General features: G+C 53.5%; 20 protein-coding genes. 17 read left to right on the top strand and 3 right to left on the bottom strand.

Annotation, left to right across the window (positions count from 1 at the left end; genetic code table 11):
- Positions 1-53: 53 nt before the first annotated feature.
- Entirely contained in the window at positions 54-707 is a 654-nt protein-coding gene (gene yrfG / locus JRG72_02660) for a GMP/IMP nucleotidase (protein ID MBW2134126.1), read from the top strand.
- A 48-nt stretch (positions 708-755) separates the two neighbouring features.
- Here the strand turns inward: yrfG and murA are convergent, their stop codons facing one another.
- Positions 756-2,009, bottom strand: coding sequence for a UDP-N-acetylglucosamine 1-carboxyvinyltransferase (gene murA, locus JRG72_02655; protein ID MBW2134125.1), 1,254 nt, complete (start codon positions 2,007-2,009; stop codon positions 756-758).
- Positions 2,010-2,399: 390 nt separating this feature from the next.
- Between murA and JRG72_02650 the strand changes: the two genes are divergently transcribed.
- The 5 genes from JRG72_02650 to JRG72_02630 all read left to right on the top strand — a co-directional run bounded on the left by JRG72_02650 (position 2,400) and on the right by JRG72_02630 (position 8,002).
- The gene (locus JRG72_02650; protein ID MBW2134124.1) at positions 2,400-3,053 is read left to right on the top strand and encodes an endonuclease III domain-containing protein; all 654 of its coding nucleotides are present in this window, start codon (positions 2,400-2,402) and stop codon (positions 3,051-3,053) included.
- A 712-nt stretch (positions 3,054-3,765) separates the two neighbouring features.
- On the top strand, positions 3,766-4,446 hold the full coding sequence (locus tag JRG72_02645) for a hypothetical protein (protein ID MBW2134123.1): 681 nt from the start codon (positions 3,766-3,768) through the stop codon (positions 4,444-4,446).
- 124 nt (positions 4,447-4,570) lie between these two features.
- The gene (locus JRG72_02640) at positions 4,571-5,929 is read left to right on the top strand and encodes a sigma-54-dependent Fis family transcriptional regulator (GenBank protein ID MBW2134122.1); all 1,359 of its coding nucleotides are present in this window, start codon (positions 4,571-4,573) and stop codon (positions 5,927-5,929) included.
- Between the two features lie 15 nt (positions 5,930-5,944).
- Positions 5,945-6,826: an agmatinase gene (speB, locus tag JRG72_02635; protein ID MBW2134121.1), complete on the top strand. Its 882-nt coding sequence runs from the start codon at positions 5,945-5,947 to the stop codon at positions 6,824-6,826.
- Positions 6,827-6,922: 96 nt separating this feature from the next.
- Positions 6,923-8,002, top strand: a complete 1,080-nt coding sequence (locus JRG72_02630) for a deoxyhypusine synthase family protein (GenBank protein ID MBW2134120.1) — start codon at positions 6,923-6,925, stop codon at positions 8,000-8,002.
- Positions 8,003-8,095: 93 nt separating this feature from the next.
- On the opposite strand, the gene JRG72_02625 is transcribed toward JRG72_02630, so the two are convergent.
- Positions 8,096-8,866: an alpha/beta hydrolase gene (locus JRG72_02625; GenBank protein MBW2134119.1), complete on the bottom strand. Its 771-nt coding sequence runs from the start codon at positions 8,864-8,866 to the stop codon at positions 8,096-8,098.
- 160 nt (positions 8,867-9,026) lie between these two features.
- Between JRG72_02625 and queA the strand changes: the two genes are divergently transcribed.
- The 11 genes from queA to JRG72_02570 all read left to right on the top strand — a co-directional run bounded on the left by queA (position 9,027) and on the right by JRG72_02570 (position 23,117).
- Positions 9,027-10,085: a tRNA preQ1(34) S-adenosylmethionine ribosyltransferase-isomerase QueA gene (queA, locus tag JRG72_02620; GenBank protein ID MBW2134118.1), complete on the top strand. Its 1,059-nt coding sequence runs from the start codon at positions 9,027-9,029 to the stop codon at positions 10,083-10,085.
- Entirely contained in the window at positions 10,085-11,218 is a 1,134-nt protein-coding gene (gene tgt / locus JRG72_02615) for a tRNA guanosine(34) transglycosylase Tgt (GenBank protein ID MBW2134117.1), read from the top strand. The genes queA and tgt overlap by 1 nt, the downstream gene beginning before the upstream one ends.
- A 13-nt stretch (positions 11,219-11,231) precedes the next feature.
- Positions 11,232-11,552 carry a preprotein translocase subunit YajC gene (gene yajC / locus JRG72_02610; protein MBW2134116.1) on the top strand — a complete coding sequence of 107 codons (321 nt, stop codon included), beginning with the start codon at positions 11,232-11,234 and terminating at the stop codon, positions 11,550-11,552.
- 199 nt (positions 11,553-11,751) lie between these two features.
- Complete coding sequence (locus JRG72_02605) at positions 11,752-14,010, top strand: dynamin family protein (protein MBW2134115.1); 2,259 nt, start codon at positions 11,752-11,754, stop codon at positions 14,008-14,010.
- 25 nt (positions 14,011-14,035) lie between these two features.
- Positions 14,036-15,118 carry a DNA-protecting protein DprA gene (dprA, locus tag JRG72_02600; protein ID MBW2134114.1) on the top strand — a complete coding sequence of 361 codons (1,083 nt, stop codon included), beginning with the start codon at positions 14,036-14,038 and terminating at the stop codon, positions 15,116-15,118.
- 60 nt (positions 15,119-15,178) lie between these two features.
- A complete protein-coding gene (topA, locus tag JRG72_02595; GenBank protein ID MBW2134113.1) occupies positions 15,179-17,467 on the top strand; it encodes a type I DNA topoisomerase in 2,289 nt (762 codons plus the stop codon).
- Positions 17,451-18,839 (top strand): methylenetetrahydrofolate--tRNA-(uracil(54)-C(5))-methyltransferase (FADH(2)-oxidizing) TrmFO, encoded by a 1,389-nt coding sequence (gene trmFO / locus JRG72_02590; protein ID MBW2134112.1) that lies wholly within the window; start codon positions 17,451-17,453, stop codon positions 18,837-18,839. Before topA ends, trmFO begins: the two co-directional genes overlap by 17 nt.
- Before the next feature lie 11 nt (positions 18,840-18,850).
- Positions 18,851-19,972 carry a DegT/DnrJ/EryC1/StrS family aminotransferase gene (locus JRG72_02585; protein MBW2134111.1) on the top strand — a complete coding sequence of 374 codons (1,122 nt, stop codon included), beginning with the start codon at positions 18,851-18,853 and terminating at the stop codon, positions 19,970-19,972.
- Positions 19,973-20,280: 308 nt separating this feature from the next.
- Positions 20,281-20,850: a transporter gene (locus JRG72_02580; protein ID MBW2134110.1), complete on the top strand. Its 570-nt coding sequence runs from the start codon at positions 20,281-20,283 to the stop codon at positions 20,848-20,850.
- Between the two features lie 386 nt (positions 20,851-21,236).
- Positions 21,237-22,190 (top strand): ribose-phosphate pyrophosphokinase, encoded by a 954-nt coding sequence (locus JRG72_02575; GenBank protein ID MBW2134109.1) that lies wholly within the window; start codon positions 21,237-21,239, stop codon positions 22,188-22,190.
- Between the two features lie 33 nt (positions 22,191-22,223).
- Positions 22,224-23,117 (top strand): transporter, encoded by an 894-nt coding sequence (locus JRG72_02570; GenBank protein MBW2134108.1) that lies wholly within the window; start codon positions 22,224-22,226, stop codon positions 23,115-23,117.
- 54 nt (positions 23,118-23,171) lie between these two features.
- Here JRG72_02570 and JRG72_02565 read toward each other — a convergent pair whose 3' ends face one another.
- The gene (locus JRG72_02565; protein MBW2134107.1) at positions 23,172-24,461 is read right to left on the bottom strand and encodes a 3-deoxy-D-manno-octulosonic acid transferase; all 1,290 of its coding nucleotides are present in this window, start codon (positions 24,459-24,461) and stop codon (positions 23,172-23,174) included.
- Positions 24,462-24,717: the final 256 nt, after the last annotated feature.

Genomic DNA, 24,717 nt, shown 5'->3' with positions numbered 1-24,717 from the left:
CCGGTCAGGGTGATTGGCCCTGGCTGGTTATGTTAGAAAGGTTGCTATTCTTTATGGCTTTTTCATGGCAAGAGGTAGAGTGGGTGCTGCTGGATATGGATGGCACCCTGTTGGACAAGCATTTTGACGATTATTTCTGGGAAATCCTGGTGCCGGAGGAGTATGGCCGTCGCCGGGGACTGGATCCGGAAGCAGCTCGCCGTGAAGTTTATGCCCGTTATCAGCGGGAAGAGGGCACCCTGAACTGGACTGATATTGATTTCTGGTCCCGAGAATTGAACCTGGATATTCCGGCCCTCAAGGAAGGCATCCGCCACCTGATCGAAGTGCATCCGGACAGCGAAGCTTTTCTGCAGTTTCTCCGCAGCCAGGGCAAAAAAATTGCTTTGGTAACCAATGCCCATTACAAGACCCTGGACCTGAAGATGTCGCAGGTGGGGCTGTTAGGTTACTTTGACCGGGTAATTTCCTCTTTTGATCTAGGGATGCCCAAAGAAGAGGTTCACTTCTGGCGGGTCTTGGCCGACCAGCTTGGACTAGACCCCAAGCGGGCCGTCCTGATCGATGATAACCAAGAGGTCTTGCAAGCCGCGCAGCGTTTTGGGCTGAAATATCTTTTCTTTAAGGCCAAACCCAGTTCTCGGGCTGAAGCCGGGGTTTCCCAGCGTTTTGCGATGGTGTTGAGATTCCGCGAGTTGATGAATTAGCTTGGAAAATCCGGGGCAGCCTCGATCGACTTTATCCGATAGCCGCCATCAATCCGCTCTGGTTCGCCAGATCCGGGCTCCCAGGGCTGATAATTTGTTCTCCAGCTGTTCGTAGCCCCGGTCAAGATGATAGACCCGATGCACTTCGGTGATCCCCTGGGCTGCCAGGCCGGCTAGCGCCAGGGAAGCGCTGGCCCGCAGATCTGTGGCCATTACCGGTGCGCCTTGCAGACGCTGTCGACCCCGGACCAGGGCATGATTACCAGATACGACAATATCAGCGCCCAGACGACGAAGTTCGCTGACGTGCATAAAGCGCTTTTCAAAAATGTTTTCGGTAATCAGGCTGGCACCTTGGGCCACACACATTAAGGCCATGAATTGGGCCTGCATATCCGTCGGGAAGCCGGGATAAGGATGGGTAATTACGTCCACCCCGACCAAATGATCGGTGGGGTGGACTGTTATCAGCCCATCTTGGATGGCCAGCTCCACCCCGGCTTCTTGGAACTTGTCGAGCACGGCGGTGAGATGGTCGGTGGGCGCATTGCGAATGGTAACCTCGCCCTGGGTGATGGCCGCAGCCGTCAGGTAGGTGGCGGCTTCAATCCGGTCGGGCATAATGGTATGATTAGCGGCAGACAGACTTTTTACACCCCGAATGGTCAGGACATCGGTGCCGATGCCTTCGATATCGGCCCCCATGGCCACCAGGAAGCGCGCCAGATCGGCGACTTCCGGTTCCTGGGCGGCGTTATGGATGACCGTAGTCCCCGCTGCCAGGGTGGCAGCCATCATCAAGTTTTCGGTTCCGGTAACACTGGGTAATTCCAGGTGAATAGACGCCCCATGCAACCGGGGGGCCGAGGCCTCCACGTATCCGTGTTTAAGGGTGACTTTAACCCCCATCTCTTCCAAACCCTTGAGGTGGAGGTTGATCGGCCGGGCGCCGATGGCACAGCCGCCCGGCAGGGAGACCCGGGCCTGTCCCGCCCGGGCCACCAACGGCCCCAGCACCAGCACCGCGGCCCGCATGGTCTTGACTAGTTCATAAGGGGCCTCCCAGGAAATTAGTTGGCTGGTATCCACCGCCAGGCCGAGATTATCGGTAAACTTAGCCCCCATGTTACCGAGCAGCTTTTTGGCGGTGCGGATGTCGGCCAGATTGGGAACGTTGGTTAGCTGGTGAGTCCCCGGAGCCAGCAGGGTGGCCGCCAGAATCGGCAGGGCGGCATTTTTGGCACCACTGATGGCCACTTCTCCCTTGAGCGGAATTCTTCCTTCAATGACAATCTTATCCATAGCCGTTCGAATACCACAATCGCTTCCAAAACTCAAATATTATCTGATCATCGAACTGTTTTGAAATTCTCATTTTGAGACAGTTCCACCTTTCCCGTTGGCCACCGATGAGTCTGGACCAAGGTCAGCCAAATGGCCTCTTTTGGTTTGTCTGAATTTACAAATTTGGCAAATCTCTGGCGGATTTTTACAGGCTTACAAATCGAAAATTATCCGAACTGAATTTTTGTGCGTCCCCGGGTATGGGTTTAAATTCCTAGTTCGCCTCGACTGATGGTAAGCAAGACATTTACATCCTGTAAAATTTTGGTTAAAAAAGTAATATTTATCAAATTGACCTCTGGTCTAGATAGATTTCTGATCAGAACCGTGTTATGAGAAGTTCAAATAATGAAACTTAGCGATCAACTCTGGAAACTATATCATCGCTTATGGGAGGTCTTTGGTCCCCAGGGCTGGTGGCCGGGGGAGAGCCCCTTTGAGATCGCGGTTGGGGCCATTCTGACCCAGAACGCCAATTGGACCAATGTCACCCGGGTTATTGCCCAACTGCAACAGGCTGGTCGCCTGTCTCCTTTTGGATTGCACGAGTTAAGCGAATTAGAATTGGCTCAGTTTTTGCGCCCGGTTGGTTATTATAACCTTAAGGCCCGGCGCTTGAAAAATTTTTTGGATTTTCTCCTGGCCCATTACCAGGGTGCGGTGGAAAACATGGCCCGGGATGATCTGGAGCATCTTCGCCCGGCCCTACTGAGTATCAACGGCATCGGTCCGGAGACCGCGGACAGCATTCTGCTCTATGCCTTGGAAAAACCTACGTTCGTTGTTGATGCCTATACCTTTCGTATCTTACACCGACATGATCTAGTAACAGACCCATGCTCCTACGAAGAATTGCGCCAGGTCTTTATGGCGCATCTTCCGGCCGAGGTGGCTCTGTTTAAGGAATATCATGCCTTATTGGTGCGCTTAGGCAAAGAATTCTGCCGCCCCCGACCGCGTTGCGACCAATGTCCCCTCTCTGGTCTGGATTTTTCCGATTAAATTATGGGAAATCTAACCGCCAGACTGACCATTTGTATAAAGCCGGGGTTTGATCTTGATTATGGAACGAGAATTGCATAAATAAAATGGTCGAGGGAAGCGACATGGATGATTATTTGATAAGCAATCAACTCTTGCCCTGGGTTCTGGAAGGTCTGCTGGAAGAATTATTGGCTGAGGAGGAAATGGTTCTTCCGGCAGACAGGTCAAATGCCGATTTATTTAAGTCTTCTCGAATGGAGGGCTACCTCACTCAAAATTGGTTTGGCCCATTCCTGTTGGGCCCCCAACGCCAGACTACCCGCGGTAATTGTTAATTACCCCCAAGCCAGTCGGCAGCAGATAGGAGCAGGTAAGGGGGGCTACTAAATCAGGGCTGCCCTGATCCGGGTCTAAGGGTTAATTGGTTACAAGGGGGCGAATCTAAACGGCCTTGGAGGGACAGGGGCCAGATTAGAGCCAAAGGTCCTGCGGGGCAGTTTATGGTAAGCCTGACAACTTATTAGTTTAAATATTATCAAATATTAGCTACCGCCACAGCAATTCCGATTTTTTTCCACCACCGATCTCTTACCAGAAGAATTCTGCTTTTTTATGTCCTAATCTTTTCGAAAGCAATAAAATAATATCTGAATCAGTAAAATACTAACCCTTTGCTCTCTCTTGCCGTAATTCCGGGGAGACCCATGGTTGGAGGAGTGATTGATAGGCGATGGCTGATCTTATTCTGGTAGGAACAGTGCATGGTGATTCACTGGGATACCCGCGGGCCTGGAAATTGTTGGAGAAGGTTCGGCCGAATCTGATTACCGTGGAAATCAGCCAGTTTTCGTTGAAGTTTCGTAAAAAACAGGGCCAAACCTGGCGTCGCCGGTGGCAGCGGGCTCGGAACCAGCTGCCCGAAGGGGCGAGCCACCATTTGGCCCTCAGACGGATTGAGGCCCTATTAACCTGGCCTTTTGAAGTCCAGGCAGCTCACGATTTTGCCCAACAGCACGGCCTTGAATGGCGAGCCATCGACACCGGCCAGGTTTCTCGGAGCCATCTGCGGCGTTTTTCTCGAGAGCTTCTTACTCCGGATAATCTCAGGAATTTGCTCTTGACCGAGGATGGTGACTGGGGTCAATATATTGCCGCCCAATATCAGCAAGCCCGCTTAGCTCTGGCGCAGCCTGACCGGTTTATAAGTCGATTCCATCCGTCCTGGACGTCGCCAGAGATGATCGTCCGGGAAAAGATAATGGCCAGGCGACTGCGCAAGCTGACCAAAGCGGCTGGCCAGGTGGTGCATTTGGGTGGCTGGACCCATCTGTTGACCGGCGGGGGCTTGCCGACCTTGGCCCAGCACTTGGAAGATTTACAGCCCCAGCGTCTGTTATTGGATCAGTTTTGAGCTTTCAGTTTTGAGTTTTGAGAAAATAATGATAGAGTAAAAATTTGGTCGATCTGAAGGTTTTGGTACAATTTTTTAACCATCAACTCGAAATCAAATTTTAATTATTCAGGGAATATAGATTATGAGTACCATTCTGGTGGTGGATGATGATGCCAACACCAGGGAAGCCTTACAAGGAACTTTGAAAAAAATCGGGCACCAGGTGTTGTTGGCCGCGACCGGCAACGAGGCCCTGGAACAGGTGCGCCATCAGCCGGTGAATCTGGCGATTATCGATTTGAAATTGCCGGATATGGAAGGCACTGACCTGTTTGAAGCCATGCGGGTCATCTGTCCCGGGGTCATCGCCATTATGATTTCGGCCCGGGCTACGGTGGACGAAGCGGTTTCGGCCTTAAAATTGGGTATTTATGACTTCATCACCAAAGATTTCCGGATGCAGGAAATCCGCAAAGTGGTGAACAAGGCCCTGGAAACCCAGCAGTTGATTCTGGAAAATCAGCGCCTGCGCCAAGCCTTACAGGATCGCCTGGTCAGCGGGCGGATTATTGGACGCAGCCCCTCCTTCCTTAAAATTATCCATCAGGTCAATCAGATCGCCTCGTTAAAGAGTACGGTACTGTTGACCGGGGAAAGCGGCGTGGGCAAAGAAATTATCGCCGAGACCATTCATTACAGCAGCCCCCGCCGAAATAAGCCCCTGGTGATGGTCAACTGCGCCGCCCTCCCGGAATCCCTGATTGAGTCGGAACTTTTCGGCCACGAAAAAGGGGCCTTTACCGGGGCCGTGCAGCAGCGTAAAGGGCGGTTTGAGCTAGCCGATGAGGGTACGATTTTTTTGGATGAAGTGGCTGAAATGCCCCTGCCCACCCAGGTGAAGCTGCTGCGGGTTTTGCAAAACGGTGAATTTGAGCGGGTCGGTGGTTCTGTCACTCTCAACGTGGATATTCGCGTCATTGCGGCTACCAACCAGGATCTGGAACAGGCCATGAACGAGGGCCGGTTTCGAAAGGATCTGTTTTATCGGCTTAATGTCATCCATCTGGAAATTCCCCCGTTGCGGGAACGGGAGGAAGATATCCCGCTCTTGGCCCAAAATTTTCTCGACAAGTTCTGCCTAGAAAATAATCGTCCGGCCATGGGCTTCACCCCTAAGGCCCTCCAGGCCCTTAAAAGTTACACCTGGCCGGGTAACGTGCGGGAACTGGAAAACGTCGTCGAACGGGCCGTGGCCCTCTGCACCGAGTCCACCGTGAAAGTGGAAGATCTACCGGATGAGATTCGGGACTCCTCCGGGGTGAGCGACCGGATTATCATCCCCATCGGGGCCTCCATCGAAGAGATCGAGCGACTGGCCATCCTGCAAACTCTGAAAAAGACCGGGGGCGACAAAGAGGTGACCGCCCGCATCCTGGGAATTGGCCTGGCTACCCTCTATCGCCGTCTGAAAGATATGGAAGCAAAAAACTCATCTAATTAGACCGGGATATCCGATATGCCTCTCATTACCTTTTTGGACCTTGACCCCCTGCCGGTGGAAAAGGCGGAAGCAATTGTACTTCCTATTCCCTATGAGGCTACTACCACCTATGGGACCGGGACCCGGTGCGGGCCGGAGGCCATACTATCCGCCAGTCGCCAGGTAGAATTATGGGATGAGGAATTGGATTGGGACCCCACTCAGGTAATCCGCCTGGCTACTGCCCGGGAAATCAGTCCCGAGGCCGAGGGGCCGACGGCCATGCTGGAAAAAATCAAGCGAGTCGTCCATCCCTTGGTAACGCAGGATAAACTGCTGCTGACCATCGGCGGGGAGCACACTATTACCTTGGCCCTGGTGCAGACCTATCTGACCCGCCACCCGGACCTGACGGTGGTTGCCCTGGATGCCCACGCCGATTTCCGGGATAAGTATCAGAACAGCCGTTTATCGCATGCCTGTGTGCTGCGCCGGGTGTGGGAATTGGGACGCCCCCTGATCCTGATCGGGGTGCGAAGCTATTCGGCTGAAGAGTACGAGCTTATCAAAGTCGCTCCTCGCCTGACTTTGCTTAAGGCCGCCAAGCTTCAAGATTCGGAGTATTGGAACCTGGCCCTGGAAAATCTGGGCCGCATCAAAGGCCCGGTATATCTGTCCATTGATCTGGACGTCCTGGACCCGGCCATCTTACCGGCCACCGGCACCCCCGAGCCCGGTGGTTTGAGCTACTCTCAGGTCCTGAAGCTGATAAAGGCCATCACCGTCCGGGGGCCGGTAATCGGTTTGGACCTGGTGGAACTGGCTCCGATTCCCGGGCACCGGGTGAGCGAATTCACTGCGGCCCGCCTGCTGTATAAATTTTTGGCCTATCGCTACCAGGACCGCCGGCCGCAGTAGAATAGTTTTTAGTTTTGGTTAAATTCAGGGGGCAATGCCCGGCTTACGCAACACGAAAGTTTAAACCGTAAGACGTTTTATTTTCGGGAGACCAGAGTGCGACGGAGAGAAGAGGACTTCCATGACGGGGCCGCGGATGGCTTGGTGCCGTTGAGTCCCTTAGACATTAACCAGGTCAAAGATTGTGATGAATTGCTGGCCGCCCTGAGTCGCACCGCCTTTGGGGGCCGTAATCTGGGCGAGGCCGCCGAGGTGTTGCACCTGATGGTCACCGACCCGGAGTGCACCATCGTCGGCACCTTTTCGGGGGCTATGACGGTGGCCAAAATGGGGCTGTTGATCTGTGAGATGATCGACCGAGGTTGGCTCAAGGTTATTATCTCCACCGGGGCGCTGATGGCCCATGGGCTGATCGAAGCCGTGGATCGGGTGCATTATAAATATGATCCCCGGCAGTCCGATCAGGACTTATATTGCATGGGTTACAATCGGGTCTATGACACCCTGGAGATGGAGAAGAACCTGGATTACGCCGAACAAATCTTTCGAAACGTGCTGGAGCGAATGGACAAAAACCGGGTGCTGAGCTCGGAAATTATCTGTGCCGAGCTGGGGCGTTATTTGGCAGAAAGCACGGACCAGCCCGGAGTTTTGCGCAACGCCTATCTGGCCGGGGTGCCGGTGTTTATCCCCGCTTTCACGGATTCAGAGTTGGGTCTGGATGTGGCCAACTGGATGATCGGCCAGGCCATCCGGCAAGGCCAGAAGATCGAGGAGGCCCTGACTGCCGTATCTCTGAATTTCAATCCCTTCCTGGACCTGGGGCGCTATGGCCAGGAAATTTTGAAGGCCAAAAAACTTGGTATTTTTACCATCGGCGGCGGGGTGCCGCGCAACTGGGCCCAACAGGTGGGCCCCTTCTTTGATATTTTGCAGAATCGTTTGGAGATCGAACTCCCATTTATACGCTTCCAGTACGGCGTTCGCATCTGTCCGGAACCGGTTCATTGGGGCGGTCTGAGCGGCTGTACTTATCAGGAAGGAGTTTCCTGGGGGAAATTCGTCCCGCCCCAGGAAGGCGGCCGCTTTGCCGAGGTGCTCTGCGATGCAACCATTGCCTGGCCCATTTTGCTCAAGGCGGTGATCCAGCGGGTAGAGAGGCCCCCAACCCCTTAAGGGAGGGTGGGGGCTTAAGGGGAGGGCCGGGGGACCGCCGGCCCTCCCCTCGAAAAGCTTGTCTTATTATTTAATACCAGCTTTTCGGGGCGATTAAGACTCACCCTTACCGGTTTCATTAAACACGAAAGTTTTCAGGCGCAGAAAATAGGCCTCTCCGCCTATCATATAAGTATCATTATGATGGGCCTGGGGAATGGGATAGAAAAACTTGGGTGGGTTGGCCGCGGCAAATAACCGCTCTCCCATCTTAAAGGGAATGACCTCGTCATACACCCCGTGAATAATAAGGAGCGGCACCCGCACCTGGCTGATTTTGCCCAGATTATCATAGGGCACGGTTGGCCGCCAGGAAACAAAAGGGGCATAAAGCCGGAACATGTCTTCCGAGGAGGTGAAGGCGGATTCAACAATCAAGGCCCGGCAAGGCTTTTTGACCGCCAGATTCACCGCCAGGGCGCTGCCCAGGGAACGGCCGAACAGGATCAGGTTTTCCGAGGCGATCCCCAAACGGGCAGTGACATAATCATAGGCGGCGGAGGCATCCAGATAGGTGCCTTCCCGAGTGATGCGGCCTTGGGAGCGGCCATATTCTCGATAATCAAAGATAAAAATCTGTAGACCCACCTTGCGCCACAGTAAAAGCAGGTTCTCCAGGCGGTGACTGATATTTCCGGCATTGCCATGAAACCACAGCAGGGTAGGGGAGGGCTGGGGTTGCGGGACCCACCAGCCATGCAGTTGTACCTGGTCATCAGTGGTAAACAGCACCTCTTCGTATTCCAGACCATAGTCAGCCGGGGAGCCGAGCATAAACGGATCCGGGAAGAAGACGATGCCTTTTTCAGAGAATTGACCTTCCATCGGGATTATCCTTTGTGGGCTGCTAAAAAATCTGGTTTAATGTCCATTTTTGTCAGATTTTGTTTTATAAAGCAACTTTTTTACCATCAGGCTGCGAGGTCTAAAGGTTTTGGCCATTGACAATTTTGGGTTTTTAAGTTTTATTTGGTAAATTTGAATCATGGAACATTCGATCCAGAGCTTTGATTATCATTTACCGGCGGGTTTGGTGGCCCAATATCCGCAGCAACCGCGTGACCGATCCCGGATGCTGGTATTGGACCGGGATAAGCGTTGCTGGTACCATACACACTTTTTTGACCTGCCGGCTTGGCTGGATGAGGGGGATCTGCTGGTAGTGAATGATACCCAGGTATTCCCGGCCCGGCTGCGGGGACGGAAAAGCTCCGGGGGGCAGATAGAACTGCTGCTTCTAGATCTGCCCGTCATTCAATCCAACGGTCCGGTCCCTCAGGTGGCCCAGGCTCAGGGTTGGTATCGCGCCTCCCGGCGGCTAAAGACCGGTCAACACCTTGAGTTCGGCGATGACCTGCACGCTGAAGTAATCGCCGCCAACGGCTCCCGCCAGATCGAGGTCCGGTTTTGGACCCATAATCAAGATATCCGGGAAGCTTTGCAGGCCGCCGGCGAGGTGCCGTTGCCGCCTTATATCCGGCGGGCCCCTGAGCCGGAGGATAGCGATCGCTACCAGACCATCTTCGCAGCCCGGCCCGGAGCGGTGGCCGCACCCACAGCCGGATTGCACTTTACGCCAGCAATCTTGAAAGCTTTAAAGCAGCAGGGCGTCGATATGGTCAGTCTGACCCTGCATGTCGGACCAGGAACCTTTCAGCCCGTAAAGCAGGAGGACTATACCCGACACCAATTGGCTCCGGAATATTACCAGTTATCGGCAGAGGCCGCGGCTCGAATCAACCAGGCCCGGGCCGCGGGAAAGCGGCTAGTGGCGGTGGGTACTACCACAGTGCGAGTTCTGGAGTCCCGGACTGACCAGGGAGTAGTGAAACCTGGGCAAGGCCTCTGCGACCTGTATATCTATCCGGGCTATCGTTTTCAACTGGTGGATCGTTTACTGACCAATTTTCACCTCCCCCGGTCAACGTTGCTGTTACTGGTCAGCGCCCTGGCCAGCCGGGAATTGGTTTTAGAGGCCTATCAGGAAGCCGTGGCCCAGCAATACCGCTTTTATAGTTACGGTGATTGCATGTTGATACTATAATGCCCTCAGGATTCAGCTTTAAGTTATTGGCCACTGATGAAACAGGCGGGGCCCGGCTGGGGGAGATGAACCTTCCCCGGGGGCAGATCCAAACCCCGGTGTTCATGCCGGTTGGCACTTTGGCAACGGTCAAGACCCTGACTCCGGAGGAACTCCGGGACCTGGGTGCCCAAATCATCCTGGCCAATACCTATCACCTGTTTTTACGGCCCGGGGTGGAAGTCATCCAATCCTTGGGGGGGTTGCACCAGTTTATGCATTGGGAGCGGCCCATTTTAACCGACTCCGGGGGGTATCAGATCTTTAGCCTGGCTCCCCTGCGTAGTATTACTGAAGAAGGGGTGACTTTTCGATCGCATCTCAATGGCGACAGCCATTTCCTCACCCCGGAAAAAGTGGTGGCTTTGCAAGAAGCCCTGGGAAGTGATATTTTAATATGCTTAGATGAGTGTCCGGGCTTTCCGGCCCCGGAAGACTATGTGGCCCGCTCAGCCGGATTGACTCTCCGCTGGGCGCAGCGGTCGCTGGCCGCCCGGACCCGGCCCGAAAAGGCCCTGTTTGCCGTGACCCAGGGTGGAATGTATCCTCATCTGCGGCGGGAACATGCCCAGGCCCTGGTGGCTCAGGATTTTGAAGGCTACGCTATCGGCGGCCTGAGCGTGGGGGAAGATAGAGACACCAGATTTGCCATGCTGGGAGTAACCGTTGCTGAATTGCCGCCCACCAAACCCCGTTATCTGATGGGCGTGGGGACCCCAGAGGAGCTGGTGGAGGCGGTAAACCTGGGGGTGGATATGTTTGATTGCGTGCTGCCGACCCGCAATGCCCGCAATGGCATGGCCTTAACGCGGACTGGCCGTCTGGTGATTAAAAATAACCGGTATGCCAAAGATCCCTCTCCGCTTGATGAGGCCTGCGATTGTTATACCTGTCGCCATTATTCCCGGGCTTACCTGCGACATCTGTTTATCGCCCGGGAAATTCTGGCCTATCGTCTTTTAACCATGCATAATCTTTACTATTATCTGGAAGTAATGGCTGGAATGCGGCGGGCTCTGGCCCAAGGCCGTTTCCAGGAATTTCGCCGTGATTTTTATTGCCAACGACAGAATGGAGGTAACCTAGGTGATTGATCTGGCTTATGCCATGACTGGGGCGCAGGGCGGTGGAGCCCAAGGCGGCAACGCCATGTGGACCTTCCTGCCCTTAATTCTGGTGTTCGTGATCTTTTATTTCCTGCTCATCCGCCCCCAGCAAAAAAAGGCTAAAGAACATCGACAATTCTTAGAGAACCTGAAACGGGGTGATCGGGTGGTAACCTCGGGTGGCTTGTATGGGGTGATTACCGGCATTGCTGACCAGACCGTGACCATGGAAATTGCTGACAAGATCCGGGTTCGGGTGGGTCGTGGCTATATTGCCGGCTTTGCTCCCAAAGAAGCGAGTAAGGCCGCTAATCAGAAGTAGTCCACCGGTATTAACCGGGATTGACGCTGAATGGATATAAATTTAACCTTTCCCCTTACCGAAAAAGGCGGGAAGGTATCAGTATCCTTGTAACTGTTAAGGCTTAGCAGCATTTAGAGATTAGAAACCTGATTCTCTTGGTATTGACTCAGGAGTGTTCCACCCCGTCTGATCTACTATTTTCCGAACCGGATACTTAATGGAGTTAAATTCCTCTCGCAACGGGCTTAAAGAGTCTCTACGTCAGGAAATCCAGACCCTGAGGGCGCTGGTCATCGAATTGGCCAGCCTCTTCCCGGGTGGGAAGGTCCAGGCCGAGCACTGGTTTAAGGTGCTTGAAACCGTAAGCGCCCACCTTGACGAAGACCGCTGCCGGATTGCCGTAGTCGGCACGGTCAAGTCTGGCAAAAGCACCCTGATCAATGCCATTTTGGGACAGGATATCCTAAAACGGGGGGCAGGGATTATCACCGCCATGATCACTCGGATCGAACCCGGCTCCGAACCGCGGGCCTGTCTGGTCTTCAAGGACTGGGAAGAGATTAACGGGGAGATCAATCGGGCTTTGAGCTTTTTTCCCAGCCCGCTGCTTTTGGAAAGACAGAGGTATTTAGATCTGCGCCGCCCCGAGGATCGCGACACCATATGCAAGGTATTGAATCAGGTGGAGAAGGATCGACTGCTGTCGCAGGACAGTCTGGACCAAAATTATATTTTATTGAGCTCTTATCTGGAAGGCTATGATCAGCTAAAAGATAAGCTGGAGGCTGGGCAGCAGCGCCTGGAGCTGACAAATACCGATACAGAGGTCCACCAGCAACTGGTTGGCAACGAAGCGGAGGCCATCTTTTTACAGGATGTGCTTTTGACTTTACCGTTCTCCTGGCCGGCTCAGGGTCTGGAGCTGGGTGACTGTCAAGGGAGTGATTCGCCCATTCCCCAGCACCTGGCCCAGGTGCAGAACTATTTGTTAAAAAGCGACCTGTTGCTTTATGTCATCAGTTCCCGGGTAGGGCTGCGACAGGCGGATTATAGATTTCTGGCCGATATCAAGCGGATGCGGCTTTGGGAGCAAACCCTGTTCATACTGAACCTGGATCTGAGCGAACACGAAAATCGCTTAGAAGTAGAGCGACTGCTAGGCCGCTTGCGTCGGGAATTATCGGTATTTCAGGCTGAGGCACCAATTTTCGCCTTTTCCGCCCTGGACCACTTGCTTCTCCGGCTCCTGGCCCGAGGTGCGACTCTGACTCCCCGAGACCAGGGCAAATTGGCGACCTGGGAACAAGATTTAGAGATCACCAGCTTCTCCCGGCAGGAAGCCGAACGGTTTGAGAGAGAATTGCAACGGTTGCTTAGCTTTCATCAGTCCCGCCTGCTGTTGACCGGAAGTCTGGCTCAGGTACAGGCGGTAGCCCAAGGGATTCGAGAAAACGCCGGCCTGCAATACGATCTCTTAGGTCAAGATGTGGAGGCTATCCAGCAGGCGGAAAACCGTCTGGCCCAGCGCCGACAGCCGCTGGAAGGGCTGCTTCACAGCCTCAGCCAAACCCTCCAGGGCACGGCGCAGGATCTGAAGCGACAGCTGCGCGGTCAGGTTGATTCCTTTTTCGATTCACGTTATGGAGAAGTGGGTCCGGCTATTTTCCGATTCATTGAGGCGTATCGGGAGGAATTGGACCGACTGCAACTCAGCGACAGCATTTCCGCGTTTATGCCGGCCTTATATATCCTCTATCAGGATTTCCAACAGCAGTTTATGACTTTTTTGACCGAGGAGATCAACTTACGGATTTTGGAGTTTGTCAGACGGCAGGAAGACCGGCTGGAAGCCGAACTGACTAAGGTGGTATCTCCGCTGCTGGTCTCCCTGCAAGACGCCCTAAGCCTATATTATCAAGAAATGGCAAATTTGGGAGTATCAGCTGCAGTTCCCACCCTGGGCAGCGCGGCCTGGTCCCGGCCCGCGGAATTGCAGCCGCCGCTATTTTCCCTGGAACTGACCCTGGGCTGGAAACAACGGGGTGAAGCCTTGATACTCCTGGGGGCCAATCTGGTCACTCTAACCCTATCCCGTCTGAAGCGACTGTGGCGCCGCAGTCCGGCCCCCACCAAGCGAGAGCGATTGCGCCGATCCTTGTCCGAGGCCCTGGGCCGCATCAAAGACCAGACCATGCAGGAAACTCAACGTTATCTGGTAGATTACGCCGAACGCTTGAAATTCCAGTATCTTTACCCTCTGATCGATTATCTGGGACAGGAACAGGAAAAGAGTTGGCGGGCGTCTCTGAAATCGCTGTTTGTCGATCTGGACGGCCTCAAAGTGGCCATCCAACAGCAGGAAGGTCGGAAAGAGGACTGGCGCCGCCGTCTCCAGGGCGTGCTTCAGCAGGAGATGCAAATTGAGACCGCCTTGGCCAGACTACGGGAGGCGGCTGAAAGGGCAACTCTAAGCTGAACCGATGACTGACCTGTTCAATACAATGGCCTGGGTAGCCTTACGAGCAGTACCCGGTATCGGGGTCGTCATCTTCCAGCGACTGGTAGGGCGCTTCGGTCAGCCGGAAGCAGTTTTTCAAGCCTCTTACTCTGAACTTATCAGTGTCCCCAAGGTCAGCCCTGCTATTGCCCGGGGTATTTTAGATTTCCGCGATTGGCCGAAAATTGACCGGCAGTTGCAAAGGTTAAGCGACCTGGGAGGGCAAATCATCACTCAGAGCCACGAGGATTATCCTCCGGCCTTACACCAGATTCCTTATCCGCCCCCGTTTCTTTATGTCAAAGGAACCATAGAGCCACAAGATCAGCTGGCAGTAGCAGTGGTCGGCACCCGCAAAATCAGTTATTATGGCAAGAAAGTGAGTTACCGGCTGGCCCGGGAGCTTAGCCTCAAAGGGGTGACGGTGGTCAGCGGCTTGGCCCGGGGGATAGACAGCGCGGCCCACCAGGGGACCTTGGAAAACCGCGGTCGGACTCTGGCAGTGTTGGGTTGTGGACTGGATAAAGTCTATCCGCCGGAAAATAAAGAACTTTATCGTCGCATACCCGTCCAGGGGGCGTTGATCAGCGAATTCCCTCTGGGTACTCCACCGGAGGCTAAAAATTTCCCCATTCGCAATCGCCTGATCAGCGGCCTGGCTCTGGGAGTGGTGGTAGTGGAGGCAGGCATCCCCAGCGGGGCATTAATTACGGCACAACTAGCGCTCGATCAGGGACGGGAAGTCCTTGCCGTTCCTGGCCCGATCGATGCTCCAGGCAGCCTGGGCCCCAACCGCTTGATTCAACAGGGGGCCAAGCTGGTGCAAGATGTCGATGATATTTTAAGCGAAATTTCAGGGATGGTGCCGCGGTCGGAGCCTGCCAGCAGTCCTGCTGCGCCACGCCAGCCCTCGCTTCAGGTTGAAGATCCGTTGGTAGCCCTGCTCAGCTCCGAACCGCAGCAGATTGAGGAATTGATCATGGCCTCGGGATTACCGGCGCCAGAGGTCATGACCCGGCTGACCATGCTGGAGCTTCAGGGTCTGGTGCGGGAGTTGCCAGGGAAATGTTATGTGCTGGCCGAGTGATGGCGTCAGATTAATTATGTTGTATAAGCTAATATTTATTATTAAGATCTACAGAAACTTATGTCTAAATCCCTATTAATTGTCGAATCGCCGGCCAAGGCCCGCACCCTGCAAAAATACCTGGGATCTGAGTTCAAGGTCCAGGCTTCCGTGGGTCACATCAAGGATCTGCCCCAGCATGAACTGGGGGTGGATGTCGAGAACAATTTCAAGCCACATTACGTCACCATCGTCGGCAAGGCCAAGGTGATCCAAAGTTTACGTAAGGCCGCCGACAATATTAATGATATCTATTTGGGGCCGGACCCGGACCGCGAAGGAGAAGCCATTGCCTGGCACATTGCTGAGGCTTTAAAAGACCAGGAACATCGATTCCATCGGGTCCTGTTTTATGAACTGACTCCCAAGGCGATCCGCGCGGCCTTGGCGTCTCCGGTGCCTTTAAATCGGGCACGTTATGAATCTCAACAGGCCCGGCGGATTTTGGACCGTTTAGTGGGCTACCAGATTTCGCCGCTCTTATGGAAGAAGGTCAAAGGGGGGCTGAGCGCCGGCCGGGTGCAATCGGTGGCCTTGCGCCTGATCTGTGAGCGGGAGCGGGAGATCCTAGCCTTCGTGTCCGAGGAGTATTGGTCTTTGACAGCTCACTTGGAGGCCGCCCAACCGCCTCCGTTTCGGGCCAAGTTATTCAAATATAAAGGTAAGAAAATTAATCTGGCCAATGCTCAACAGACTCAGCAGATCGTCACATCTCTGGCCGAAGCAGTTTACACCGTCAGGCAGGTGGACCAAAAAGAACGCCAGAAAAGACCGCTAGCACCCTTCATTACCAGCACCATGCAGCAGGAGGCCAGCCGGAAGCTCAGGTTCAGCGCCCGGCAGACCATGCGCATTGCCCAGCGGCTGTATGAGGGTTTGGAGGTCGGCTCGGAAGGTCCGGTGGGGCTGATTACTTATATGCGCACTGATTCCACCCGGGTGGCGGCCGAGGCCATTAATGCAGTGCGAACTTATATCAGCCAAAATTTTGGCCCAGATTATCTGCCGGCCAAACCCCAGATATACAAGAGTCGCAAAAGCGCCCAGGAAGCCCATGAGGCTATCCGACCCACGGATGTGGCTAGAACTCCTCAGAAAATGGCAGCATTTTTGAAAAAAGAGGAGTTGGCGCTCTATGAGCTAATCTGGAAGCGGTTCGTAGCCAGTCAGATGAACCCTGCCATTCTGTTGGTCACTACTGTTGATATCACCGCGGCCGAGGCCCTGTTTCGGGCTACTGGTTCGATAGTTAAATTTCCTGGGTTCACCCTGCTCTATGAGGAAAGCAAAAATGGCCGCGGGGAAGAGGAAGAGGCCAAGCTTCCGCCTTTAGCGGAGGGTGAAAACTTAAAGCTTGTAAGTCTCGATCCCAAACAGCATTTCACCCAGCCGCCGCCGCGCTATACCGAGGCTACCCTGATCAAGGAACTGGAAAAGCAGGGAATCGGCCGCCCCAGTACCTACGCCACCATCTTAAGTAACATCCAGGACCGACTGTACATAATCAAAACCAAGGTGGGGCTTAGTCCCACAGAGCTGGGTCTGGTCATCAATGATCTGTTGGTGGAAAACTTCCCGGATATCCTGGATGTCAAGTTCACCGCCCGGCTGGAAGAAAACCTGGATCAGATCGCCGAAGGGAGGCTCTTCTGGCAGGAGGTGCTGCGCAACTTCTATGAGCCGTTTGCGGAAGAGCTGAAGTCGGCCAAAACCCAGATGCGGGAGGTTAAAGGCAAACCGACCGGTCTGAAGTGCCCCCTTTGCCAGTCAGAACTGCTGATCAAGTGGGGCAAAAGTGGGGAATTTCTTGGCTGTGCCGCCTTCCCTCAGTGCAAGTATACTCAGAACTTTGAACGTGATGACCAGGGAAATATTGTCCCCATACCCAAAGAAGAGACTTCGCCTCCGGAAACTTCCGAGGTCGAGGACAAGTGTCCGCATTGTGGCAAAAACCTGGTTCTTAAACACGGCCGTTATGGGCCGTTCTTAGCCTGTCCCGGTTATCCTAAGTGCCGTTACACCCGTCCGGTGGAGAACTCTCAGGAGACCGAGACGGCCGTCCCCTGTCCCCAGGAAGGCTGTGAGGGGGTGTTGCTAAAACGCCGTTCTAAAAAAGGGGTATTCTACGGCTGCAGCCGCTATCCTAAGTGCCGCTTTGCCCTGAATTATCCACCGGTGCATCAATCCTGCCCGCAATGCGGTTTTCCGCTCCTGGTGGCTAAAGAGACCAAAAAAGCCGGCAAGATATTGGCCTGTCCTAAGAAGGGTTGCGGTTTCACCGCGCCTTGCGATGATGACCAGGAAGCCTGAAATTATCATTATTGGTGGTGGCTTGGCGGGCAGTGAGGCGGCCTGGCAGGCGGCACGCCGCGGGGTCAGAGTTCGCCTTGTGGAGATGAAGCCGGTGAAATTCTCTCCGGCCCACCAATCTGCCCTGCTGGGGGAACTGGTCTGCAGCAACTCCTTGCGATCCGAGGCTCTCAACAGCGCGGTGGGATTGCTGAAGAAGGAAATGCGCGGTCTGAATTCCCTGATCATACAGGCGGCTGACGCGACCCGGGTGCCGGCGGGCAAATCCCTGGCCGTGGATCGCGAGGCTTTTGCCGCCCATGTCACCGAAAGCCTGGAAAGACAGACTGAAGTAATGATTATTCGTGAGGAGGTCACCCGATTAGAGCTTTTAGGCCCTACCATTGTGGCCACCGGCCCTCTGACCGCTGACCCTCTGGCCCAGGAACTGGCCCGGCTAACCGGCCAGGAACATCTGCATTTTTATGATGCCATCTCGCCGATCGTTTTTGCTGATTCCATCGATTACACCCAAGTCTTTCGAGCTTCCCGTTACAATGTGGGGGAGGATTATCTCAACTGCCCCTTGACCCAGACTGAATATGACCGCTTTTATCAGGCCCTGATGACGGCCGAACAGGTTCCACTGCGGGATTTTGAAGATCCCAGGTTTTTTGAGGGTTGCCTGCCCCTTGAGGTGCTGGCGGCTCGCGGTTATCAGACCCTACTTTTCGGGCCGATGAAACCGGTGGGACTGATCGATCCGGAAACTGGCCGCCAACCTTTTGCCGTGGTTCAACTACGCCAGGATAATCAGGAGGGAACCTTATATAATATGGTAGGTTTTCAGACTAAGCTCAAGTATCCTGAGCAAAAACGGGTTTTTCGGCTCATCCCCGGTCTGGAGCGGGCGGAATTTGCCCGGTTGGGCAGCGTGCACCGTAATACATTTATCAAAAGCCCAGGTTTTTTGACGCCCTATCTTAATGCCCATGCACACCCTCAGCTTTTTCTGGCCGGTCAGATTTCAGGGGTTGAAGGATATGTCGAATCCACCGCCATGGGCCTGTTGGCCGGGATCAATGCTGCCCGCCAAGCTACTGGCCAGCCATTGTTGACTCCGCCTCGCCCTACGGCACTGGGGGCTCTAATACATCATCTGACGGATACCGCAGCCAAAGACTTCCAGCCCATGAATGTTAATTTCGGTCTGTTCCCGCCGCTGGCTGGCCGGGTGCCCAAAAAAGCTCGGGGGACTGCATATGCCCGCCGGGCTCAACAAGCCCTGGAAGCCTGGTTACAGGACTATCCCGAACTGGTGATACCAGATTCGGGGCCCAGATATGCAATCTCAAACTTAAACCCGGACCCAGGTGAAATTCTATCCGGTTAGCTAACAGGAAAATGATCAGAGTCTCTGCCCCTGTGGTTGGTAAAGAAGAATTGGCGGCTGTCGAACAGGCCTTTGAGTTGGGTTACTTTGGCCATGGCGTCAAGGTGGTGGAGTTTGAGGCCCGGCTTAAGGAGTATCTGAACGCGGCCCAAGTGATCGCCGTTAATTCCGGGAGCGCTGCCTTGCACCTGGCCCTGGAGGCCCTGAGGATCGGCCCGGGGGATGAAGTGATCGTTCCCTCCCTGACTTTTAGCGCGTGTTTTCAGATGATTACCGCCACCGGAGCCTTGCCGGTGCCCTGTGAGGTCTATCCCGAGACTTTGCTGATGGATGTTCAAGACGTGGAGCGTAAGCTCACCTCTCGCACCCGGGCACTAATGCCGGTCCACTACGCCGGTAATCCCTGTGACCTGGACAGCCTTTATCGGCTGGCCGCTCAGGCCAGGGTCAGGGTCATCGAAGACGCGGCGCACGCCCTGGGCTCAAGCTATGCTGGTCGGCTGATTGGAAGCTTTGGCGATCTGGTCTGTTTCAGTTTTGATTCCATCAAGAATATCACCTGCGGGGAAGGGGGAGCGGTAATCTGCCAGGAGAAAGATTTGGCGGAGATCATACGTCAGAAGCGGTTGCTGGGCATTGAGCGCAGAGCCAATATCGAGTCTGGGACATCGCACCGCTGGTTTTACCGTATTCCCCGGCAGGGTTTCCGCTATCACATGAGCAATATTAATGCAGCTATCGGCTTGGCTCAATTGGAGAAATTACCGGGTTTTATCCAGCGGCGGCAAAAGATCGCCCGGCGGTATGACCAGGCGCTGGCCCCGCTGAACGGGGTCACCCCTCTGAAAATCGACTATCGCCACGTGGCTCCTCACATTTATGTTATCCGAGTCCATAAGGGCAAGCGTGACGCCCTGATGGAATTTCTCCGCCAACAGGATATTGAAGCCAGCCTCAACTATATCCCCAATCACCTGCACGAACATTTTCAACATTTATACGGACAAAGGCAGTGGTCCCTGCCGGTAACCGAGCAGGCCTTCAAGGAAATCATTACCCTGCCGCTCCACTGCGCCCTCTCGGATGAAGAGGTGGAAATGGTTATCGATCAGATTTATCAGTTTTTTGACTAGACGCTTCCACATCTCCGCCCGAATTTACGGTGGGCTCCAATCTGAGTAAAGAATTAAGGTAATTTTCCACCATGATCGGCTGGACCCTAATAAGTTCTCTGAAGGAACATCGATAAGATATTGTTTTCATAGATCAATCTATATTCTTATTGACTTTTTTTATAGCTAGACTTAAAAATTAAGTACAAACATTGAGGGGGATGCTGGTGAGCTGGGGGGGAAAGCTCAAGATCATTATATTGATGATATTTGTGCTTGGGTTGGCGGCATGGACACCAAAAGTTCAGGCCGTTGAACCAGGAGGCAGGGTGTTTACCGGATCCGATCAATATCTGCCCATGGAGCCCCAGACCCCGCTAGAATTCCAGATGCTGATCGGTGCCTCCCAGCCGGTAAAGCCGAGTTCCCCCACAATCGCTGAAAATTCGGCCTTTCTCTGGCAGGGAGAAAAAGTGCAACTGATGGCCACTACTGAACTGTTAGGCAGTTCGGATTACGGCTACCACCCCCAGGCCTCGGCTACCTTGAAATTGCCTCACGATGTTGAATTGCGTGTTTCATTTCTGTATGACTTGAAGCCGCCAGCCAGTCGGACCGGGCGCAGTGTACGCAGTTACCTGCTGTTTAAATATTCTATGGATTATCGGCTCATGCCCGACCTCCAGGTTGGCTTGAGTGGATACCTCTATCAACAGCGCTCCCCTGATTTTCTCACCTTCAGAGGACCGCAAATTGCTAAGCCGACCCTGGGTCTGGGTCCAGGGGTTAAATACGACCTGGGACGTTGGAGCTTCCTCTTCCAATCCCAAGTGGAAACCGGTTCTCGGGACCGGGATGAAGGCATCAATAACTGGTTCCGGGTGTGGTATGCCTTTTAACACCGGTTACGGTTTTTATATAAAAAAAATTATATAATATTAACAAGTTAACGGTATTAAATATTTGAAACCGGTTTTGGTATAATTTAATCGCCTTCCCAACTTTCCCCCCCATTATATAATTCTCCTGGCTGGCAAGGTGCAGCTAAACATTCCTGGAAGAATTTAATTAATGATCTGCGGTTCGTCCCGTTGAAATTCTTCTCAACCAGAAGGCTAGCTTTATAAGCCTTTCCAAGTTGTGGAAGGGGGCTAGCCTGCGGCAAAGCTGGTCGGTTGTCGGCCAAACCAAATAAAAAATCAACCGGTCGGAAATTAATCTTGCCATTTTCTAACACAATGATTTAACATAAATCATTTTTTTGAACTTGGGGTTTGTGATTTTTATGGCAAAGAATGAATTAAAGATTTTTTCTGGCAGCAGCAACCCTGATTTGGCTCAAGAAGTATGCCGAGGCTTGTCTCTGCCTCTTAGCACAGCCACCTTAGGGACCTTTAGCGATGGCGAGGTACGGGTGGAGATCGGGGAAAACGTTAGGGGGAAGGATGTCTTTGTCATTCAATCCACCTGTAAGCCGGTCAATGGCAATCTGATAGAACTGTTGATTATGATCGACGCCCTCAAACGGGCTTCAGCCCAGCGGATTACCGCGGTCATCCCTTATTATGGGTACGCCCGGCAGGATCGTAAAGTCGCTCCCCGGGTGCCGATTAGTGCCAAACTCGTCGCTGATCTGCTGACTGCCGCCGGCGCCAACCGGGTTTTAACCATGGATCTGCATGTCGGGCAGATTCAGGGTTTTTTCGATATTCCGGTTGATAACCTCTACGCCTCCCCGGTGATGATGCGTTATATCAAGGATAATTTTCAGAATGACCTGGTCATGATCTCGCCCGATGCCGGAGGAGTGCCACGAGCCCGGGCCTATAGCAAGCGGCTTAACGCTGGTCTGGCGATGATCGATAAACGCCGGGACGCCCCCGGAAAGGTCAAAGCCATGCACATTATTGGGAATGTCTCTGGCAAACAGGCAGTTATTTTGGATGATATTATCGATACCGGTGGCACCTTGACGGAGGCTGCCAAAACCATCATGGAACATGGGGCTAAAGGGGTCTATGCCTGCTGTACCCATCCGGTCCTATCCGGGCAAGCTATACAGCGAGTAATGGATTCCCCTCTAAAGCGCCTGATCGTCTCGGATACAATTCCGCTGGGGGATGAAGCTTGTAACTGTCGTAAAATTCTACAGCTTTCCGTGGCCTCGCTGTTTTCCCAGGCCATCCTTAATATTCACCGCGAGGATTCCATCAGTTCGCTGTTTGAAATTCAATTCTAACTGCTGTTTTTCAGAATAAGGGGGAGAGGGGAAATGAAAAGATGGCTGATTTGGGGAATGATTCTATTTATAGGGGTGATACCCCTTTCCGCCCAAGCCACTGAGCGTGGTTTGGCGGCCTATCCCGACGGGGTGGAAAATTTTTTTACCGGAGCTTTCCCACCGCCCGGGGTCTATTACCAGAACTTTCTCATGTACTACTACGCTGACCATTTCAAAGGAGGACCGCCAGAAGTCCGGATCGAGAGCTTTGCCCAGGTGTTCCGTCTGATATATTCCAGCAAGGTGGAAATCCTGGGGGGCAACTGGGGCATGCATGTAGTATTACCGCTGATATATACTGGTATGCGCTCAAAACCCATAAACTTCAGCGATTATCAGTTCGGACTAGGTAATACCTGCATTAATCCCTGTATCTTAGGTTGGCATTTCGGTGATTACCATGTCACCGCCGGATTTGAGATCATTTTCCCGGGTTCTTACAACAGCTCTGATGCTGCCAGCCCGTCGCAGAATTACTTTACCTTTCAGCCGGTATTGGCCCTGGGCTGGTTCCCTAAAAGCGGCTTTGGCATCACCGCCAAATTTATGTATGATTTTCCTACTAACAATGAAGATCCTATAAAATTCACCGGAGCTCGGGATCATTATCATTCCGGCCAGGCCTTTCACTTTGATTATTGCGTGGACTATGCGGTGCTTCCCAATCTGCGCATCGGCGCGGCGGGTTACTACTATGTCCAAACTACGGCGGATACCGTAGATGGGCGGGAAATTGGCTATCACGGCCGGGAATTCGCTATTGGGCCGGCCATCAAATATGATTATAAGCGGTTTACCTTCTGCCTGATCAACCAATTTGAGATTGCCGCCCTTAATCGGCCTGAGGGCGTCCGCAACTGGTTCAGGGTCTGGTACGCTTTTTAGCTATAAATCATCTCGGGGAGGTGGGGCCGGTTTACTGCTGGTCCCCTTCTGCGGCTAAGGTGAGAGTAAAAGCTTTTTAAACAGCTGGGCCTGGCGTCGAGCAGCGCCTTGGTGGGTTTGCAGCGCTGTCTGTCCTTGCTGCCCCCGGATCTGGCGTTCATTGGGATGGGCCAGGAAATATTGCCCGGCCTTGATCAGGTCATCCAACCCATAGACCGTCTGGCCGGCCCCGGCTTCCTCTAATAAGGCTCGACCCAGACGGAAATTCTCCATATGTGGGCCATAGAGGGGAAACTTTCCCCAGGCCGCGGCTTCCAGGATGTTTTGCCCTCCGTGGGGAACCAGACTGCCGCCCACAAACACCAGATCAGCCAGGCCATAAAGCGGAAATAGCTCTCCGATCGTATCAACTACAATGACCGGGTGACGGCGACCCTCCACTCCCTGTTTTATCTTACTCCAGAAGTGGTATGGTAACCCGGCTTGGGCCAGGAGTTGACCGACGGCAGGGGCCCGTTCCGGGTGGCGGGGGGTCAGGATCAGCAAAAGAGCAGGGTAGGGACCCCTTAAGGACTGAAAAGCCTGGATAATTATCTTTTCTTCACCGGGGTGTGTGGAGGCAGCCAAAAAAATCAAATTGTCCTGGAAACCAAGGCGCTGCCTTAATTCAGAAAGCTTGATTGAATCCTGAGGAGCCACGAGCCGGTCCCACTTGGTACTGCCGGTTACCACAATTTTTTTCGGCTCTGCACCCAATTCCAGAAAGCGCCGTGCATCCTCCGCGCTGCTGGCGGCAATTAATTCAAAATAGTTTATAATATCAGCGATAAATGATTTAATCTTAAGATATCGTCTGAAGGAATGATCGGAAAGCCGGGCGTTGGCCAGGGCCAGTCTGACGCCGGCGCGGTGGGCATCGTGTAAAAAATTGGGCCAGATTTCGGTCTCCAGAACAATAAACAGGTCAGGCCGGATATGTTTCAGATAGCGCTGCACGGCCCAGGGAAGATCCAAAGGATAGTAAAATACTGTCAACGGCGGCTGATAAAGCTTGCGCGCCACTGCCTGGCCGGTTTCGGTGCCGGTGGAGAGGCATAACTCGGCGTCAGGAAATTTTTCCTGCAGTTCATGCACCAGGGGTTCGGCAGCACTGATTTCGCCCACCGAAACCCCATGCAACCACAGACGGGGGCCGTTGGTCGGGAGGGGTAGGGGTGGTAGTCGCAGGCCTAAGCGCGGCCCAAAACTTTCGCCCCGGCCTCGGGATTTCAGGCGCCAGTAAAAGATTGGCCAGCCCAGCAGGCCGACCAGTATTGAAAATCCATAATAAATCGGTCTAAGCAAATTCCCCAAGCTCCACTAACCCAGTATTTGAGCCACGATCTCCTCGATATTTTGGATAAAGAAAGCGGCATGACTTTCTGGCGTCCAACACCCAAGGCCTCGGCTTTTCATTCCTGCGCCACTCCGGCCAGAAAATCATTTCCGGGGGCCGAGCCTTCGATCAGGCTCTCTTCACCCCGGAGGGCATAATAGCCCACCGCGATAGAAAAGAGCCTACAAAACCATTGCCTCCTGTCATGAACACTTTCATCACCGT

It is taken from the genome of Deltaproteobacteria bacterium, from assembly GCA_019309545.1.
In the GTDB taxonomy this organism is placed as follows: domain Bacteria; phylum Desulfobacterota; class Desulfobaccia; order Desulfobaccales; family Desulfobaccaceae; genus Desulfobacca_B.
Note: the sequence above shows the minus strand (reverse complement) of the source record. Positions and strands in the feature narration are given on the sequence as shown.